The following is a 16,483-nucleotide window of genomic DNA, read 5'->3' on the forward strand; positions in this document are numbered from 1 at the left end:
TTAAAAAATCCGGAACGCTTAAATATTTAATTCATCTTTAATTAAATAGCGTTTTTTGTCCTGCTTGGTCCTAAGAATGATTTCCCCTAAAAAACCAGCTACAAAAAATTGTGTACCTATAATCATGGTCACTAAGGCAATATAAAACTGAGGACGTTGAGTTATTAATCTGCCATAAGGGTTTAGGTACAGCTTATCAATTCCGAGATAGATGGCGAAAGCAAAACCAATAGCAAACATTAAAACTCCCAAGGCTCCAAATAGGTGCATGGGTCTTCTACCAAAGCGCGATAAAAACCAAATGGTGATTAAATCCAGAAAACCATGAATAAACCTATCCATGCCAAATTTGGTCACACCATACTTTCTTGCCTGATGTTGCACCACTTTTTCTCCAATGTTGGTAAAACCTGCATTCTTTGCCAAAACGGGAATGTATCTGTGCATTTCGCCATTAACATCAATATTTTTTACCACATTTTTGTGATAAGATTTTAAACCACAATTAAAATCGTGAAGTTTGACCCCAGAGGTTTTCCTTGCTGCATAATTAAAAAGCTTGGAAGGTAGGTTTTTAGAAATCACAGAGTCGTAGCGTTTCTTTTTCCAACCGGAAACCATATCGTACTTATCGTTAACTATCATGTGGTACAGCTCTGGAATTTCTTCAGGATTGTCCTGAAGGTCTGCATCCATGGTAATGACAACATCTCCTTGTGCTTTATCAAAGCCAGCATGTAAAGCTTGCGATTTTCCAAAATTCTTTAAAAACCGAATGCCTTTAACATGGCTGTCTTTTTCTGCCAATTGTTGTATGGTAGCCCAGGAATTATCTGTGCTGCCATCGTCTATGAATATGATTTCATAAGAAAAACCATTGGATTGCATGACGTTTGCAATCCAATGGTATAATTCGTTTAAAGATTCTTGTTCGTTAAGTAGTGGTATGACTACTGATATATTCATATAAAAAATGTCGAGATTGAAAGCTCAAAAATAATGAATTTAATTAAGCTTCTGGGTTATCTTTCTTCACTACCAAGGCTACAATAAGACCAACCACACTAAACCCAATAAGTTGGAAAGCTATAGACTGCAGTACTTTAGATAAAGCAAACATGTTGTCTTCTTTCTCCATTTGTTCTACAACTTGGGCTATTGCATCTTCAGGAGCGTTAAAACCACGCATCATTTCTACTTGAGAATCCAATATTTTTTCCTGTAAGAGCGTAGCCGCTTCAGGGTCAATAACGTTAAAAACAATATAACTAACCAAAGCGCTAATAACAATTCCAATGGCTACAGTTATAAAATAGGATGAAAAGGCACCTTTAAAATTAATAAAACCTCCCAATAATTTTTTTGAGCTCATGGAAGAAATAATTCCAAAAACTATAACCAAAATCATTAATCCAATACCATACCACCATTTTGTAAATAAGTCTAGGTTTACAGCATAAGCAATAACAGTTAGTAAGGATAAAGCGCCTCCTAAATAAAGGCCATAGTTAATTCCATTAGATTTAATTGAAGTTTCCATATTAGTTGTAAGTTTATTATTTTATAGTTAGTTAGTAAACAAATATAGTAAAACGTTACAGCTAATTTTCTAAAAACAATAAATCTTCAAAAAATAAAATTAAAAGTATTGTTCATTTACAAAAAATTCTTAAATTTGCACCTCAAAATTTGTGAAAGAAATTAAAGCTTTAAGCGATGAAAAAAGATATACATCCAGAAAATTATAGAATAGTAGCCTTTAAAGATATGTCTAACGACGATGTGTTTTTAACAAAATCTACTGCGAAAACCAACGAAACCATTGAAGTTGATGGTGTTGAATACCCATTGGTAAAAATGGAAATTTCTAGAACATCTCATCCTTTCTACACAGGAAAATCTAAATTGGTGGATACTGCTGGACGTATCGATAAATTTAAAAACAAATACGCTAAGTTTAAAAAATAAACCTAGTCTCAATATATTTTAAAAGCCTTAAGATTTATCTCTAAGGCTTTTTTTGTTTTCTATTTTTACGTTACTTTTGAATGGAATCAGCTAGATTTATTTCCATAATCTTAATTTTATCTTCTCATGAACTATATTCTTTTTGATGGTCCTTCGCGCAATAATTTATTGCCTTTTACCTTTACTCGTCCAGTTGCAGATATTAGAATTGGTATTTTAACCATTAGGGAAAAATGGGAGGCATATTTGGATTTTACAACTACAACGGTAACCGAAGATTATCTTTCTGACAAATTCCCTATGGTGGAAATGGATGAAAACATCATGATCAATGCGTCTTTTTTGCCCAACCAGACCTTGGCAGAAATGGTTAAAAACCTAGAAGCCAATCAGGCCATTTTCCATAATGAGGATGTTATAGCTTTTTATACCAAAGATACGCAAGACGATATTGACTTTGATGCGTACGAAGCCATAGAATATGTTGACGATGTTTTAAAAATAGAACATACTTGGGATATTTTCTCAAAAAATGGCGAAGCCATCCAGGAAGATTTTGAACTGCTCACCAAAGGCAGGCAATCTCAACCCATTCCAGAAATGACAGTCGCTTTTAACAGATCTGATATTTTTATAGAAGAAGGTGCCAAATTGCCTTTGTGCTCCCTTAATGCCGAAAATGGCCCAATTTACATTGGTAAGAATGCCGAAATCATGGAAGGCAGCATGATACGAGGGCCTTTTGCTTTATGTGAAGGAGCGACGGTTAAAATGTCTGCTAAGATTTATGGTCCTACAACGGTTGGACCTTTTAGTAAAGTAGGAGGAGAGATCAATAATTCGGTGATTTTTGGCTATTCCAACAAAGGTCACGATGGGTTTTTGGGAAATTCGGTTTTGGGAGAATGGTGCAATCTTGGAGCAGACACCAATAATTCCAATTTAAAAAACAATTATGCAGAAGTAAGGCTTTGGGATTATCAAACCGAGAGTTTTGCTAAAACAGGCTTGCAGTTTTGTGGTTTAATGATGGGAGATCACAGCAAATGTGGCATCAATACCATGTTCAATACTGGAACCGTAGTTGGTGTAAGTGCCAATATTTTTGGGAGTGGGTTTCCAAGAAATTTTGTTCCAAGTTTTTCATGGGGAGGAAGTTCCGGTTTCACAACCTATTTAACCAAAAAAGCTTTTGAGGTGGCCAAAGTGGTTATGTCCAGAAGGGATATAGAGTTCACAGAGGTCGATGCAGCTATTCTGGAGCATGTTTTTGAAGACACTAAAAAGTTTAGACGGAACTACCATAAAGTTATTGATTAAACTGTTTTTAGGGGTTTAGTAAATCCATAGGCTCCAATTATAAGTAATTTGCAGAAAAAAAACGCATTTTATCGAGAGTTTAATTACTTTTGTCGGCAATTACATTTTCATAGTTTTATATGTTTAGCCTTAAATTTAAGAACTTTACGCAGTTTACATTCATATATTTTTTGGTGCTTGCTATAGATATTCTAGTAAAACTTTATGGACCTATTGAATATAGGTATTTTTCCAAACCCTTTTTAATTCCTCTTTTGCTGTTATATTATTATCATAACAAAGAAACCCATAATAAAAGAGGGCAGTTATGGGTGTTTTTGGCGTTGACCTCCTTTTTAATTGGTGATATTTTAATCATTAACCATCTCAATCAGGTTTCATTAGCTGCGAGTTTGCTTTTTTTTACGCTCGGAAAGTTGTTTTTTAGTCTTAAATTCATCCATAAAGAAGATTTTAATGTTGTTAGGTTAATTCCTTTTTCAATACTACTGTTTGCTTATATTTTTCTTTTGGTTGGTTTTGTGTATCAAGATTTAAACGTGTTTTTTTCAGCAGCCATATTTAGTTTCTTTTTTACCTTGGTGATATTTCAATTCGCCTTTTTAAGAAAGGGTGTATATTCTTCAAGAAGTTATTATTATGTATTTTTTGGGGTTCTGTTATTTTTGGTTAGTGAGAGCATCATGGCCATAAAGACCTTTAAACAAAACATCCCATATCAGGACTTTTTAGTTATGTTGGCTTATGGTAGTTCCATATATCTTATAACTATGGGAATTGTATTTGAGAAAGATGCAGTGGGAGACAATGAAAAGATGACTTAATTTTTCTTTACATATTTTAAATCCAATAAATTTATGGGGTTGATTCCCAAGCCTTCTACGTTTTGTCGTGTAAACCTAACTACTTCATCATAAAATAAGGGCACTATAGGAGTTTTGCTCATAACCAAACTATCCATTTTTGTATAAAGATTTTCTCTTTTTAAGGTGTTGGTTTCAGTAAATGACTGTTCATACCACAAATCAAATTGTTCATTTTTAAAATGGGTATAATTTGGCCCATTTGGAGCAAAATTCTTGCTGTAATATAGGGATAGGTAATTTTCAGCATCTGGATAATCGGCAACCCAACTGGCTCGAAACAAATCTAATTTTCCATTGGCTTTGGCATCTTTTAAAGTGGCAGCAGGAATGACATCTATATGCACGATTAAACCGGATTTTTGTAATTCCCTTTGTATGAATTCACAAAAGCTTAAATAATTACTGGTTGTTGTAATGGTGATTTCTGGATTTTTAATGCCTGTTTCTGCTTTGAATTGTTCAATAAGTTGTTTGGATGTTTCCGGTTGATATGTAAATCCTATGGACTCGTTAAAACCTGGCAAACCCTTTGGTATGAAGCCTCCATAGGCAGGAATTCCAATCCCATTTCTTAAATATATCATCATTTTTTTTCTGTCAAAACCCAAATTAACAGCTTTTCTTAAAAGTGCAGATTGAATTTCCGGAACGTTGGAGTCCATGTAAAAAGCTAAATACTCGGTGTTTAAATAAGGGCCTCTAAGCATGTTCACTTTGTTGGCATATTGTTCTCTAAGTTCTCCTTTTGCAGTTAGTATTTCGTCTTTATAAGATGCATCCAAACCAGATACATAATCTAAATTCCCTTGGGCAAATTGTAAAAACTCACTTTGTTTGTCTGGCAAAAACGTAATGGCTACAGCTTCTAAATAAGGTAATTTTTGTCCTGTTTCATCTGTTTCAAAGTAATGGTTGTTTTTTCTGAACACCAATTTGATGTTTTCTTCCCAACGCTTAAATTTAAAAGGGCCAGTTCCAATAGGATGCGAACGGAATTCACTTTTGTAATGCGATACAATTTCTTTTGGGACTACGGAACAGTATTTCATGGTTAACAATCCTAAAAAAGCAGGAAAAGGTTGTTTTAGGGTAATTTGAAATAACGTATCGTTAATGGCATGGAATGATTCCACTTTATTGAGGACCCAACTTCCAGGAGATGCAATTTGTTTATCCAACAATCGATTAAAACTATATTCAAAATCACTGGCCTTGACCGTTCTGGTAGCGTTTTTCCCAAACAAATCATGCTTATGAAAAAAAACATCGTTTCTAAGGGAAAAAGTATAAGTAAGTGCATCCTGGGAGATTTGCCATTGTTTGGCAATACAGGGCTGCACATTTAAATGCTCATCCATTTGAACCAAACCATTAAACAATTGGTTTACGGCCCAAATATCTGCATTGTCTTTGGCAAAAGCAGGATCTAAAGAGCCTATGTTTTTATGTTCGTTGTAGCGAAATACGTTAGTTGAAAGGTTTTCTTTACCGTTACAGGCAAAAAATAGTAAGAAAAGTATGAATATAAATTTCATTTATAAATTAAAAAGGCTATTAAAAAGGCTATATTTATTTTTAAATTCAAACTCTAAAATTATGAAAAAAAATTACATCCTATTTTTATTAACTGTTTTATTTGCTTGGGTAGGTCATTCTCAAACACCTTGTTCGCAAAATAATCCTGCTCCTGTAACTAGTATTATTTATACTAATCCTGAAAGAGGAAATCCTATAGTTGCCTTTGATCTAGCCGTAGATGCATATACACAATTTAATTTAACAACGATAACTGTTAAAATGGCTACAGCAAATTTAGCGGCTCTCAATCCAACAGGAATTGTAAAAGTTTATAGTGATAATTTAGGATTGCCAGGTTCTGAATTGGTCTCTGAGACTATTACGCCTACAGTGGTCACAGAAGCTCCAATAGGCACTTTTGCTATTTATAATGTAACTTTTACTTTTAGTACACCTGTAGAATTAGATAACTTAATTGGAGACTCTGAAGCCAAGTTTTGGGTTGGTTTCATTATGGGTAATGTAAACAATGGAGATACAGGTGTCACAGGAGGAGCTCTTGTAGCTGGTTTACCTTATGCTGTGACTAATGATACTTCCGGAGCCTGGGTGTTATCATCTGGCGACCCTCTAATTGATGGAACTTATACTTTTGAAGGAACATGTTTATTAAGTGTAGATGATTTTTCTCTAGAGAATAACATATCCATATTTCCAAACCCAGTTCAAAATGAGCTAAACATTCAATTGCACAATTCCATTACGGTAAAACAAGTGAATGTTTATTCAATAACTGGACAAGTGGTTTTAAAAGCTCAAAACGCAAGAAAATTAGATGTTTCTGATTTATCTCCTGGCGTTTATTTAATGAAAATTGAAACAGATAGAGGAGATGTAACCAGAAAAATAATTAAAAACTAGACCCATATATAATACATGTTTCTAAAAAAAAGAGCGCTTTAACTGTTTAAAGCGCTCTTTTTCATTAATTTTGCAACCCTCTTTCTATTCAAGAGGATGATTTTTAATTATTTTTAATATCCAGACATGATGTCATTAGCATGTCATGTCATAAAAAAAAATCCAAAGGGTTTCTATTTTTATGGAAACGTGAATTTGATTATGAGAAAAAAAGTCGCATTCTACACCTTGGGCTGTAAGCTTAATTTTTCGGAAACGTCCACCATTGCAAGAAATTTTAAAGATGAAGGTTTTGATAGGGTTGAGTTTCATGACAAAGCCGATATTTATGTTATAAATACCTGTTCGGTTACCGAAAATGCAGATAAGCGTTTTAAAACCATTGTTAAACAAGCTCAAAAATTGAATCCAGATGCTTTTGTGGCTGCCATTGGTTGTTATGCGCAGTTAAAGCCTCAAGAATTGGCAGACGTAGATGGCGTGGATTTGGTGCTTGGCGCCACTGAAAAATTTAAGATTACAGATTATATAAACGACTTGTCCAAAAACGATTTTGGTGAAGTACATTCCTGCGAAATTGAAGAGGCCGACTTTTATGTTGGAAGTTATTCCATAGGAGACAGGACGCGTGCCTTTTTAAAAGTACAGGACGGTTGCGACTATAAATGTACCTATTGTACCATTCCGTTGGCCAGAGGTATTTCCAGAAGTGATACCTTGAACAATGTGCTTAACAATGCCAAAGAGATTTCTAAACAAGACATTAAAGAAATTGTGCTAACAGGAGTTAACATAGGCGATTACGGAAAAGGGGAGTTTGGTAACAAAAAGCACGAGCACACCTTTCTGGATTTGGTAAAGGAACTTGATAAAGTTGAAGGTATAGAAAGGTTGCGTATTTCTTCCATCGAGCCTAACTTATTAAAAAACGAAACCATAGATTTTGTTTCCAAAAGCAACACATTTGTCCCTCATTTTCATATCCCTTTGCAAAGTGGCAGCAATAAAATATTAAAACTCATGCGAAGACGTTATATGCGCGAACTGTATATAGATCGTGTTGCCAAAATTAAAGAGGTCATGCCACATGCGTGCATAGGTGTGGATGTGATTGTAGGGTTTCCAGGAGAAACAGACGAACTGTTCTTGGAGACCTACAATTTTTTAAACGAATTGGATATATCTTATTTACATGTTTTTACTTATTCTGAAAGGGACAATACTTTGGCAGCCAATATGGATGGTGTTGTACCAAAAAGGGTTAGGGCCAAAAGAAGCAAAATGCTAAGGGGGTTATCTGCAAAAAAACGACGCGCTTTCTATGAAAGCCAATTGGACACTACAAGAAAAGTGTTGTTTGAAAGTGAAAACAAAGAAGGTTATATACAGGGCTTTACTGGTAATTATGTAAAAGTAAAAGCACCTTGGAATCCAGAGTTGGTGAATACCATTCATGAGGTTTCCTTAACCAAGATTGATGACGATGGCCTGGTAAGGCTGGAGTTTTTAAACGAAATGGTAAGCTAAAAATAAAAAAATCCGAAATTTTTAAGTTTCGGATTTTTTGTGATGTTACATATCTTTAATTTATATTCTAACGCCAACAGGAAGCATGCGTTTGTATTTTCTGTTTTTTCTCACAAATTTGGCAATTTCAGGACTAGTGGGAACCACACTTAGGTTGCGCTCTTCAATATCTTGGAAAACAGTAACTAAAAAGTCGTTTTGAAACGCTTCAGAATTAATCTCGTCTGGGATGATAAGCTTGGTTAAAAATATCTTTCGTTCTTGTAGCGAATACTCGATTTTTGCTAAATGATCATCAATTTTCAATTCATACTGACGTAAAAAGTCATTGTCCACAAGTTCAGATGCTTCAATCATAATAAGAAAGTTTTTTATTTAAATGGAATTTATAGGAGTCAGTGCTATTTTTCAATAGTTTTGTAACGCAAATTTACGAAAAAATATTGTAAAAATTCATTTTTTACATACTTAAAAGCTTATGAGTCAAGATATCATACATGTTTATTTTGTTCCAGGAATGGCTGCCAGTCCATTGATTTTTGAAAACATTAAATTACCCAAAGACCAATTTAAGATGCACATGCTGGAATGGTTGATACCTGCTAAAAATGAGTCCATTACGCAATATGCCAAACGCATGGTGGAACTTATAGAACATGATAATGTGGTGTTGGTGGGAGTTTCCTTTGGTGGGATTATGGTTCAGGAAATGAGCAAACACATCAAGTTAAAAAAACTAATTGTGGTTTCCAGTGTGAAAACAAAGCACGAGTTTTCCAAACGCATGAAACTTGCCAGGATGACCAAAGCCTATAAAATAATGCCAACCAGTTTGGTTAATAATATAGATGCTTTGGCTAAATACACATTTGGCAACACCATAAAAAAGCGTGTTGCTTTATATAGAAAATACCTTTCTGTTACCAATAAGCAATACCTGGATTGGGCCATTAAACAGGTTATTTGTTGGGATCAGGAAAAACCGTTGCCAGAGGCCATTCATATCCATGGAGAAAAGGACGCCGTTTTTCCTCATAGATGTTTAGGTGAATGCATTACAGTAAAAGGAGGTACACACATTATGATTATTGATAGATATAAGTGGTTTAACAAAAATTTGCCAAAATTAATTTTAGATGAAGAATTGGCTTAAATATTGCTGTTATTTTATTAAATTTATAAAAACTTTTTAAGATGAAATGGGTTAAAAACACACTGGCTTTCATAGGGTTAACCAGTTTAATGATGATTTTTGTATATGCACTGCAAGATGCACCTACAGACGAAAATTTCGAAAAAAAATTAATTAACGACTATAATGTTTATGCACTACAAATTCCAGAACATTTAAATTTTGCTGGAGAAGATATCCCTTTGGATGATCCAGATATTTTGGAACGAATGGATAGGGAACTGTTGGTTAACACTTATTGGCAATCAAATGGCTTGTTGATGTTTAAAAGAGCCCATAAATATTTTCCAATTATAGAGCCTATCCTTAAAAAGCATGGTGTTCCAGACGATTTTAAATATTTGGCCGTTATTGAAAGTGGATTGATGAATGTGGTGTCTCCAGCTGGAGCCAGAGGTGTCTGGCAAATCATGCCAACCACTGGTAAAGAGTATGGCCTGGAAATTAACGATAATGTTGATGAACGCTACCACTTGGAAAAGTCTACTGAAGTTGCTTGCGAGTATTTAAAAAAATCCAAAGAACAATTGGGGTCTTGGACTTTGGCAGCTGCTGCCTACAATGCTGGTAATTATGGCGTTTCCAAACGTTTGCAAGAGCAAGATGTTACCGATTATTACGATTTGCTTTTAGGGGAAGAAACTGGTAGGTATTTATTTAGAATTGTAGCCTTAAAAGAAATCCTGTCCCATCCAGATAGGTATGGTTTTAACTTTAGAGAGAAGGATTTATATACTCAAGTGCCAACTTACAAGGTGGAGGTTGATACAGCAGTTACAGATTTTGCGTCTTTTGCCAAAGGGTTTGGAATAAATTATAAAATTTTAAAAATCCACAATCCATGGTTACGGGAACCACACCTAAACAACAAGTCCAGAAAACAGTATTTCATAGAAATCCCTAAAGAGGGATATTATAAAACAAAATCTTAACACCTAGGTTTGGACATAAAAAAAAGCTTAATCCCAAAAGATTAAGCTTTTTTTATGGACCTTAGTCTCTGTTATCTTCGTTTTCCAGCACGTGGCTGTCTGTGTCCACCAAAATGTTGGTTGGGCATTTGCGCTTTTTTCATATTGTCTTTCATCATCTTGATTTGCTCAGTAAGCATGTTCCTTTTATCCAGTTTTTGTGCTTCACTCAATAATAACTGCGCTTCATTTTTTCTACGTTTGCTAAAAGCGATTCCAGCCAAGTTTAATTTGGCCATTGCCATATCGTGATCCATGCTTAAACCTAAAGCAACAGCCTTTTTAAAATATTTTTCGGCTTCGTTCATGTTTTCTTGAGACACCATAATGCCATGAAGGAAATTATAATAACCTTGCTGTTTTTTTACCAAAGCCGTTTCTGGGTTTTTTATCCTGTTTAACCATTTTTTGGCACCAGTAAAATCTTGTTTACGCAATCTTAAAAAAGCCAATAATATAATTTCATTCTTAAAATATAGAAAAATAAAAATTGTAGATAGTAAAAGGTACATAATACCATTACCTATGAAACCTTCTGTAAATTGGTATATGGCATAAGCAATTATTAAAGCTGCAATAATTAATTTAAATACTTTATTGTACATGTTTTTTAGTTTTATAAGTTGTTTTTGAAATAATAGTTGTTGGGATTTCCACAGTTTCCATTTGGTTCATAACTGTTGTTCCTTTGGTTGTGGAAGTAACCGTTATGAGTTCTGGAAAACCAGAAAGTTTATTTGCAATCACATGGGTATCTTGAGAGCCTTTAAGCTTCATAACATGAGATTCCTCTTCTGAAACCATGGAGATATTGCTCATAGCATCCAAAACAATGCTTTTGTTGAATTCTTTTAAGGTCCAATTGTTTTTTGCCGTTATTGCTCCAGAGTAGGTGTTTGTCCACTGGTCGCCAACCAATACTTTCTTGTTAGGGTAAAAGTAGGTCATCTGTTCAAAGCTCCTGGAAAGGCTTTCGTTACCATACTCTTCTTTTAAGGCCTCTATGGTTAGCTCTTTGGTAAACTGGTCTTCTATGCCTGCATTTTCAACCATTTTTTTTATCATGGCCTGAGTTCCTGAGACATTAAGGATTTTACCTGTTTTAAGCATTTCAATTTTTAGGACAGAACTTGTTAATCCAGAAAACATTTTAGACTCTAAATCGTCTTTTTTATCTTCCAAATGGGTGTCCACATTCATTAAATCACCATAAATATTGGATGTTGTTTTTAATTTAAACCTCTTAAATTTAAAATTTATTAGATAAGAACTGTCTGTTTTAGCAGTCACTATTAAATTAAAATCGCATTCTAAATTGTTGGACATTTCATGCTTGGAACCATTCAAGTCTTGGGTAATCTGTTGTGTTGAAATTTGTGTAATGGTCAGGTTATCACCAATATTAAGCTTGTATTCCAATGTATTTTGCGAAAAAACAAGATTAGAGATAACCAGTAAACAAACAGTTATTTTAACAACAAAAGGGTTCATTTTATGAGCATGGATTTTGTAGTGCAAAGAAACTAAATTTTTATTGAAAAAATATTTTTAAAATAAGGTTTGTCAAATAAAAAAGGGTTTGTATATTTGCGCTCAGTTTTAGATAAAGGTTAAAACAGATTATTTAGATAAAATAAAGAAGATTTTAAAGATAATAAGTAATGAGTAAAAGAACATTTCAGCCGTCAAAGAGAAAGAGAAAGAACAAACATGGCTTTAGAGAAAGAATGGCTTCTGCCAATGGTAGAAAAGTACTAGCTCGTAGAAGAGCAAAAGGTAGAAAGAAATTATCTGTATCTTCTGAAGCAAGACATAAAAAATAATGATTAACAATTGTTGATATATAAAAGGTGTTACTTTACGGTAACGCCTTTTTTTATATCTACAAATCAGTAATTTTGCAAACACAATTATAACAATACATTACTAAGAAAATGCCTAAAAATTCAAAACTAAAGTCTATTTTAATTATTGGTTCTGGTCCAATTGTCATCGGTCAAGCATGTGAATTCGATTATTCTGGAACCCAAGCATTAAGATCGTTAAGAGAAGATGGAATTGAAACTATTTTAATCAATTCCAATCCTGCAACCATCATGACCGATCCATCTATGGCAGATCATGTTTATTTGTTGCCTCTTACCACCAAGTCCATTATTCAAATTTTAAAGGAACACCCTCAAATTGATGCTGTTTTACCTACTATGGGAGGTCAAACGGCTTTAAATTTATGTATAGAAGCAGACGAAAAAGGCATTTGGAAAGATTTTAATGTAGATATTATTGGTGTTGATATTGATGCCATCAATATTACAGAAGATAGGGAAAAGTTTAGGGAACTTATGTTAAAAATAGGTATTCCTATGGCACCTCAAGCCACAGCCACATCTTATCTTCAAGGTAAGGAAATTGCTCAGGAATTTGGTTTTCCATTGGTTATTAGGGCTTCGTTCACACTTGGTGGAGCAGGAGCATCGTTTGTATATAAAGAAGAAGAGTTTGATGAATTGTTAACACGTGGTCTGGAAATTTCTCCCATCCACGAAGTCATGATCGATAAAGCCTTGATTGGTTGGAAAGAATATGAACTGGAGTTGTTGCGTGATGCTAACGACAATGTGGTGATTATTTGTTCCATAGAAAATATGGATCCTATGGGAATTCACACTGGAGATTCCATAACTGTGGCTCCAGCCATGACTTTAAGTGATAGAACGTATCAAAAAATGCGAGATATGGCTATCCATATGATGCGCAGTATAGGTGATTTTGCAGGAGGTTGTAATGTGCAATTTGCCGTGAGTCCAGACGACGAAGAAAATATCATTGCCATAGAAATTAATCCACGTGTGTCACGTTCTTCAGCTCTTGCCAGTAAAGCTACAGGATATCCTATTGCAAAAGTAGCAGCTAAGTTGGCCATTGGTTACCATTTGGACGAGTTGGACAACCAGATTACAAAATCTACTTCAGCTTTGTTTGAACCCACTTTAGACTATGTGATAGTGAAAATTCCTCGTTGGAATTTCGATAAATTTGAAGGAAGTGATAGAACTTTAGGACTTCAAATGAAATCGGTTGGAGAAGTAATGGGTATAGGTCGCTCTTTTCAGGAAGCATTGCACAAAGCCACCCAATCACTGGAAATAAAACGCAACGGTTTGGGAGCAGATGGAAAAGGCTATAAAAATTACGACCAGATCATCAGTAAATTAACCTATGCAAGTTGGGATCGTGTGTTTGTAATTTACGATGCCATTCAAATGGGAATCCCTTTAAGCAGAATACACGAAATCACCAAAATAGATATGTGGTTCTTGAAACAATACGAAGAACTCTATCATCTGGAAAAAGAAATTTCCAATTATTCCATTGAAACCCTTAATCGTGAATTATTACTTGAAGCCAAACAAAAAGGGTATGGAGACAGACAGATTGCTCACATGCTCAATTGTTTGGAAAGTCAGGTCTATAAAAAACGTGAAGAATTGGGCATAAAACGTGTTTATAAACTGGTTGATACTTGTGCTGCAGAGTTTAAAGCCCAAACACCATATTATTATTCCACGTTTGAAAATGAAATGGAAACTGCAGATGGAACACTTTATCCACATAATGAAAGTATTGTTTCCGATAAGAAAAAAATTGTGGTTCTTGGTTCAGGACCAAATAGAATTGGACAAGGCATTGAGTTCGATTATTGCTGTGTTCATGGTGTTTTGGCAGCTGCCGAATGTGGATACGAAACCATTATGATCAACTGTAATCCTGAAACAGTTTCTACCGATTTTGACACAGCAGACAAACTGTATTTTGAACCTGTTTTTTGGGAGCACATTTACGATATCATCAAACATGAAAAGCCTGAAGGCGTTATTGTACAACTTGGTGGACAAACAGCTTTAAAACTGGCAGAAAAGTTGGATAGATATGGTATTAAAATTATAGGTACTACCTATCAATCTTTGGATTTGGCAGAAGATAGAGGGAGTTTTTCAAAACTGCTTAAAGAAAATGACATTCCTTACCCAAAGTTTGATGTTGCCACAACTGCTGAAGAAGCCCTTGCTGTTGCCGATAAATTGGATTTCCCTATTTTGGTAAGGCCATCTTATGTTTTGGGAGGCCAAGGCATGAAAATTGTAATCAATAAAAAAGAACTGGAAGAACACGTGGTAGACTTGCTTCGAAGCATTCCAAACAATAAATTGCTTCTGGACCACTATCTTGATGGAGCCATAGAAGCCGAAGCAGATGCCATTTGCGATGGTGAAAATGTTTACATTATAGGGATTATGGAACACATAGAGCCTTGCGGTATTCACTCTGGAGACAGCAATGCCACTTTGCCTCCTTTTAACTTAGGTGAGTTTGTAATGCAACAAATTAAGGACCATACCAAAAAGATTGCCCTGGCTTTAAACACGGTTGGTTTAATTAATATTCAGTTTGCCATAAAAGATGATATTGTATTCATTATTGAAGCCAACCCTAGAGCATCCAGAACGGTTCCGTTTATCTCCAAAGCATATGGAGAACCTTATGTAAATTATGCTACCAAAGTTATGTTGGGAGAGAAAAAGGTAACTGATTTTAACTTCAATCCTCAATTAAAGGGATATGCAATTAAACAACCTGTTTTCTCATTCAATAAATTTCACAACGTCAATAAAAAACTGGGTCCAGAAATGAAAAGTACTGGAGAAAGTATCTTGTTTATTGAAAGCTTGAAGGACGATGAATTTTACAACTTGTACTCTAGACGCAAGATGTATCTAAGTAAGTAATGGATTTATTCGGTAAAAAATATCTTTTATATTGCTAATAATTATTACATTAGCTATGTAAATCAAATCTATTTCATGAACCGAAGGCAAATTTTATTTATAGGATGTTTATTGACGTCTCTTTTAAACTTTGCACAAAACGATATTTTTAACATTGCTCGCTCTGGTTCTGTTGCAGATGTACAGACTTTAATGAAAATAGATTCAGACACCATTAATGCCGTAAACGATAAAGGGTTTACTGCTTTAACCTTAGCTTGTTATCATGAAAATGAAGCGGTTGCACTGTATTTGTTGAATCATGTAAACAATGTTAATGGTGTCAGTAAATATGGTACACCATTAATGGCAGCAGTTTTTAAGGAGCAAGTGGTACTTACAAAAGCTCTGTTGGAAAAAGGTGCCAACCCCAATATAGCCGATGTAAATAAAACAACACCTTTGCATTATGCTGTACTGCTGAAAAATAAAACCCTTATTGAATTATTATTGGATGCCAATGTAGATAGGACTTTAAGGGACAGCCGTGATAAAACTGCTTTAGATTATGCCTTAATGGATGACAACAAAGCTATCATTGAACTTTTGAAAAAATAATATTACCTATGAAAAACATTACTTTTGCCTTAATAGGTGTTTTTACCTTCATGAGTACCTTTTTATACAGTCAGACTTACACTACAGGTGTTATTGAACTGTTTAACGACCAAACTAATTTATATACAGCACAAATAGACGTTAGCAGCACTCTTGTTACCTTAACCTTAAGTGGACCAGATAATAAATATTTGGGGTTGGGATTTGATGCCATGAGCATGACAGCAGGAAAGGATGTGGTTATTTGGTTAAATGATGGCACTTTTAAATTAACCGATAGATCTTTTATAGGTGTTGGTAGTGAACCAGTAATGGATGCAGAACAAGATTGGACCATTGTTTCCAATACCACTTCTGGAGGACAAAGACAAGTGGTCGCAACAAGACTTCCAAATACTGGAAACCCTAACGATTATGTGTTTTCAACATCAGCTTCCTCTATAGATTTGGTATGGTCTTTTGAAGCTGGTACAGGATATATTATGGGTTGGCATGGAGCCAATAGAGGTTCTACAAGAGAGTCTTTTACCTTAGGCACCCAAGAGGTTGTAAAAACCGAGTTTTCTATTTATCCTAACCCAAGTAAATCCCGTTTAAACGTCAATTTAAAAACCTTAAGCAATGATGCCAAAATTGAAGTACTGGACATACTTGGAAAAAAAGTTTATTCAAATTCCTTAAACACGTTACAAAATACCATTAATGTCTCTAAATGGCATTCTGGTGTTTATTTGGTTAGGATTTCCCAAGCGAACCAAGTGGTAACCAAACGGTTTGTTAAACAATAACAGATGTTTTTTAACATCGTTCTCAAAC

The 16,483-nt window shown here is 34.6% G+C and carries 17 protein-coding genes; 11 read left to right on the plus strand and 6 right to left on the minus strand.

The features are described from left to right. Positions 1–18: 18 nt before the first annotated feature. Together D778_RS08970 and D778_RS08975 are read right to left on the minus strand one after the other, a co-directional pair. Positions 19–966, minus strand: a complete 948-nt coding sequence (locus D778_RS08970) for a glycosyltransferase family 2 protein (RefSeq protein ID WP_040492003.1) — start codon at positions 964–966, stop codon at positions 19–21. 43 nt (positions 967–1,009) lie between these two features. Then, complete coding sequence (locus D778_RS08975; RefSeq protein WP_007649858.1) at positions 1,010–1,540, minus strand: DUF4199 domain-containing protein; 531 nt, start codon at positions 1,538–1,540, stop codon at positions 1,010–1,012. A 176-nt stretch (positions 1,541–1,716) separates the two neighbouring features. On the opposite strand from D778_RS08975, the gene D778_RS08980 reads away from it, so the two are divergent. The 3 genes from D778_RS08980 to D778_RS08990 all read left to right on the plus strand — a co-directional run bounded on the left by D778_RS08980 (position 1,717) and on the right by D778_RS08990 (position 4,112). Beyond that, on the plus strand, positions 1,717–1,968 hold the full coding sequence (locus D778_RS08980) for a type B 50S ribosomal protein L31 (protein WP_007649859.1): 252 nt from the start codon (positions 1,717–1,719) through the stop codon (positions 1,966–1,968). Positions 1,969–2,094: 126 nt separating this feature from the next. Then, a complete protein-coding gene (locus D778_RS08985; protein ID WP_007649860.1) occupies positions 2,095–3,288 on the plus strand; it encodes a GlmU family protein in 1,194 nt (397 codons plus the stop codon). 119 nt (positions 3,289–3,407) lie between these two features. Further along, positions 3,408–4,112, plus strand: coding sequence for a lysoplasmalogenase family protein (locus tag D778_RS08990; RefSeq protein ID WP_007649861.1), 705 nt, complete (start codon positions 3,408–3,410; stop codon positions 4,110–4,112). Here D778_RS08990 and D778_RS08995 read toward each other — a convergent pair. Next, positions 4,109–5,689, minus strand: a complete 1,581-nt coding sequence (locus tag D778_RS08995; RefSeq protein WP_007649862.1) for an ABC transporter substrate-binding protein — start codon at positions 5,687–5,689, stop codon at positions 4,109–4,111. The two genes, D778_RS08990 and D778_RS08995, sit on opposite strands and share 4 nt — an antisense overlap. Positions 5,690–5,750: 61 nt before the next feature. On the opposite strand from D778_RS08995, the gene D778_RS09000 reads away from it, so the two are divergent. Then, a complete protein-coding gene (locus D778_RS09000) occupies positions 5,751–6,593 on the plus strand; it encodes a T9SS type A sorting domain-containing protein (RefSeq protein WP_007649863.1) in 843 nt (280 codons plus the stop codon). A gap of 201 nt (positions 6,594–6,794) precedes the next feature. Beyond that, positions 6,795–8,120 (plus strand): tRNA (N(6)-L-threonylcarbamoyladenosine(37)-C(2))-methylthiotransferase MtaB, encoded by a 1,326-nt coding sequence (mtaB, locus tag D778_RS09005; protein WP_007649864.1) that lies wholly within the window; start codon positions 6,795–6,797, stop codon positions 8,118–8,120. A gap of 60 nt (positions 8,121–8,180) precedes the next feature. Here the strand turns inward: mtaB and D778_RS09010 are convergent, their stop codons facing one another. Then, positions 8,181–8,477: an N-acetyltransferase gene (locus D778_RS09010; protein ID WP_007649865.1), complete on the minus strand. Its 297-nt coding sequence runs from the start codon at positions 8,475–8,477 to the stop codon at positions 8,181–8,183. 121 nt (positions 8,478–8,598) lie between these two features. Here D778_RS09010 and D778_RS09015 point away from each other — a divergent pair, with 121 nt between their 5' ends. After that, complete coding sequence (locus D778_RS09015) at positions 8,599–9,273, plus strand: alpha/beta fold hydrolase (protein ID WP_007649867.1); 675 nt, start codon at positions 8,599–8,601, stop codon at positions 9,271–9,273. Between the two features lie 41 nt (positions 9,274–9,314). Next, a complete protein-coding gene (locus D778_RS09020) occupies positions 9,315–10,244 on the plus strand; it encodes a lytic transglycosylase domain-containing protein (protein ID WP_007649869.1) in 930 nt (309 codons plus the stop codon). Positions 10,245–10,315: 71 nt separating this feature from the next. On the opposite strand, the gene D778_RS09025 is transcribed toward D778_RS09020, so the two are convergent. After that, positions 10,316–10,888, minus strand: a complete 573-nt coding sequence (locus D778_RS09025; RefSeq protein ID WP_007649871.1) for a tetratricopeptide repeat protein — start codon at positions 10,886–10,888, stop codon at positions 10,316–10,318. After that, positions 10,878–11,774: a DUF6263 family protein gene (locus D778_RS09030; RefSeq protein ID WP_040492007.1), complete on the minus strand. Its 897-nt coding sequence runs from the start codon at positions 11,772–11,774 to the stop codon at positions 10,878–10,880. The genes D778_RS09025 and D778_RS09030 overlap by 11 nt, the downstream gene beginning before the upstream one ends. A 170-nt stretch (positions 11,775–11,944) precedes the next feature. On the opposite strand from D778_RS09030, the gene rpmH reads away from it, so the two are divergent. From rpmH to D778_RS09050, 4 genes are all read left to right on the plus strand, one after another. Continuing rightward, positions 11,945–12,106, plus strand: a complete 162-nt coding sequence (rpmH, locus tag D778_RS09035; RefSeq protein ID WP_040492009.1) for a 50S ribosomal protein L34 — start codon at positions 11,945–11,947, stop codon at positions 12,104–12,106. 111 nt (positions 12,107–12,217) lie between these two features. Continuing rightward, entirely contained in the window at positions 12,218–15,070 is a 2,853-nt protein-coding gene (carB, locus tag D778_RS09040; RefSeq protein WP_007649875.1) for a carbamoyl-phosphate synthase large subunit, read from the plus strand. A gap of 75 nt (positions 15,071–15,145) precedes the next feature. Beyond that, a complete protein-coding gene (locus D778_RS09045) occupies positions 15,146–15,667 on the plus strand; it encodes an ankyrin repeat domain-containing protein (protein WP_007649878.1) in 522 nt (173 codons plus the stop codon). Between the two features lie 8 nt (positions 15,668–15,675). Continuing rightward, positions 15,676–16,455, plus strand: a complete 780-nt coding sequence (locus D778_RS09050) for a T9SS type A sorting domain-containing protein (RefSeq protein WP_007649881.1) — start codon at positions 15,676–15,678, stop codon at positions 16,453–16,455. Positions 16,456–16,483 lie beyond the last annotated feature (28 nt).

The sequence above is a fragment of the Xanthomarina gelatinilytica genome, assembly GCF_000348685.1.
GTDB classification, from domain to species: domain Bacteria; phylum Bacteroidota; class Bacteroidia; order Flavobacteriales; family Flavobacteriaceae; genus Xanthomarina; species Xanthomarina gelatinilytica.

Coding starts and splice junctions, on each gene's coding strand:
- mtaB (WP_007649864.1), top strand. CDS start 6,795: ATGAGAAAAAAAGTCGCATTCTACACCTTGGGCTGTAAGCTTAATTTT.
- D778_RS09025 (WP_007649871.1), bottom strand. CDS start 10,888: ATGTACAATAAAGTATTTAAATTAATTATTGCAGCTTTAATAATTGCT.
- D778_RS09010 (WP_007649865.1), bottom strand. CDS start 8,477: ATGATTGAAGCATCTGAACTTGTGGACAATGACTTTTTACGTCAGTAT.
- D778_RS08975 (WP_007649858.1), bottom strand. CDS start 1,540: ATGGAAACTTCAATTAAATCTAATGGAATTAACTATGGCCTTTATTTA.
- D778_RS09030 (WP_040492007.1), bottom strand. CDS start 11,774: ATGAACCCTTTTGTTGTTAAAATAACTGTTTGTTTACTGGTTATCTCT.
- D778_RS08985 (WP_007649860.1), top strand. CDS start 2,095: ATGAACTATATTCTTTTTGATGGTCCTTCGCGCAATAATTTATTGCCT.
- D778_RS09000 (WP_007649863.1), top strand. CDS start 5,751: ATGAAAAAAAATTACATCCTATTTTTATTAACTGTTTTATTTGCTTGG.
- D778_RS09050 (WP_007649881.1), top strand. CDS start 15,676: ATGAAAAACATTACTTTTGCCTTAATAGGTGTTTTTACCTTCATGAGT.
- D778_RS09015 (WP_007649867.1), top strand. CDS start 8,599: ATGAGTCAAGATATCATACATGTTTATTTTGTTCCAGGAATGGCTGCC.
- D778_RS09045 (WP_007649878.1), top strand. CDS start 15,146: ATGAACCGAAGGCAAATTTTATTTATAGGATGTTTATTGACGTCTCTT.
- D778_RS08990 (WP_007649861.1), top strand. CDS start 3,408: ATGTTTAGCCTTAAATTTAAGAACTTTACGCAGTTTACATTCATATAT.
- rpmH (WP_040492009.1), top strand. CDS start 11,945: ATGAGTAAAAGAACATTTCAGCCGTCAAAGAGAAAGAGAAAGAACAAA.
- D778_RS08980 (WP_007649859.1), top strand. CDS start 1,717: ATGAAAAAAGATATACATCCAGAAAATTATAGAATAGTAGCCTTTAAA.
- D778_RS09020 (WP_007649869.1), top strand. CDS start 9,315: ATGAAATGGGTTAAAAACACACTGGCTTTCATAGGGTTAACCAGTTTA.
- D778_RS08970 (WP_040492003.1), bottom strand. CDS start 966: ATGAATATATCAGTAGTCATACCACTACTTAACGAACAAGAATCTTTA.
- D778_RS08995 (WP_007649862.1), bottom strand. CDS start 5,689: ATGAAATTTATATTCATACTTTTCTTACTATTTTTTGCCTGTAACGGT.
- carB (WP_007649875.1), top strand. CDS start 12,218: ATGCCTAAAAATTCAAAACTAAAGTCTATTTTAATTATTGGTTCTGGT.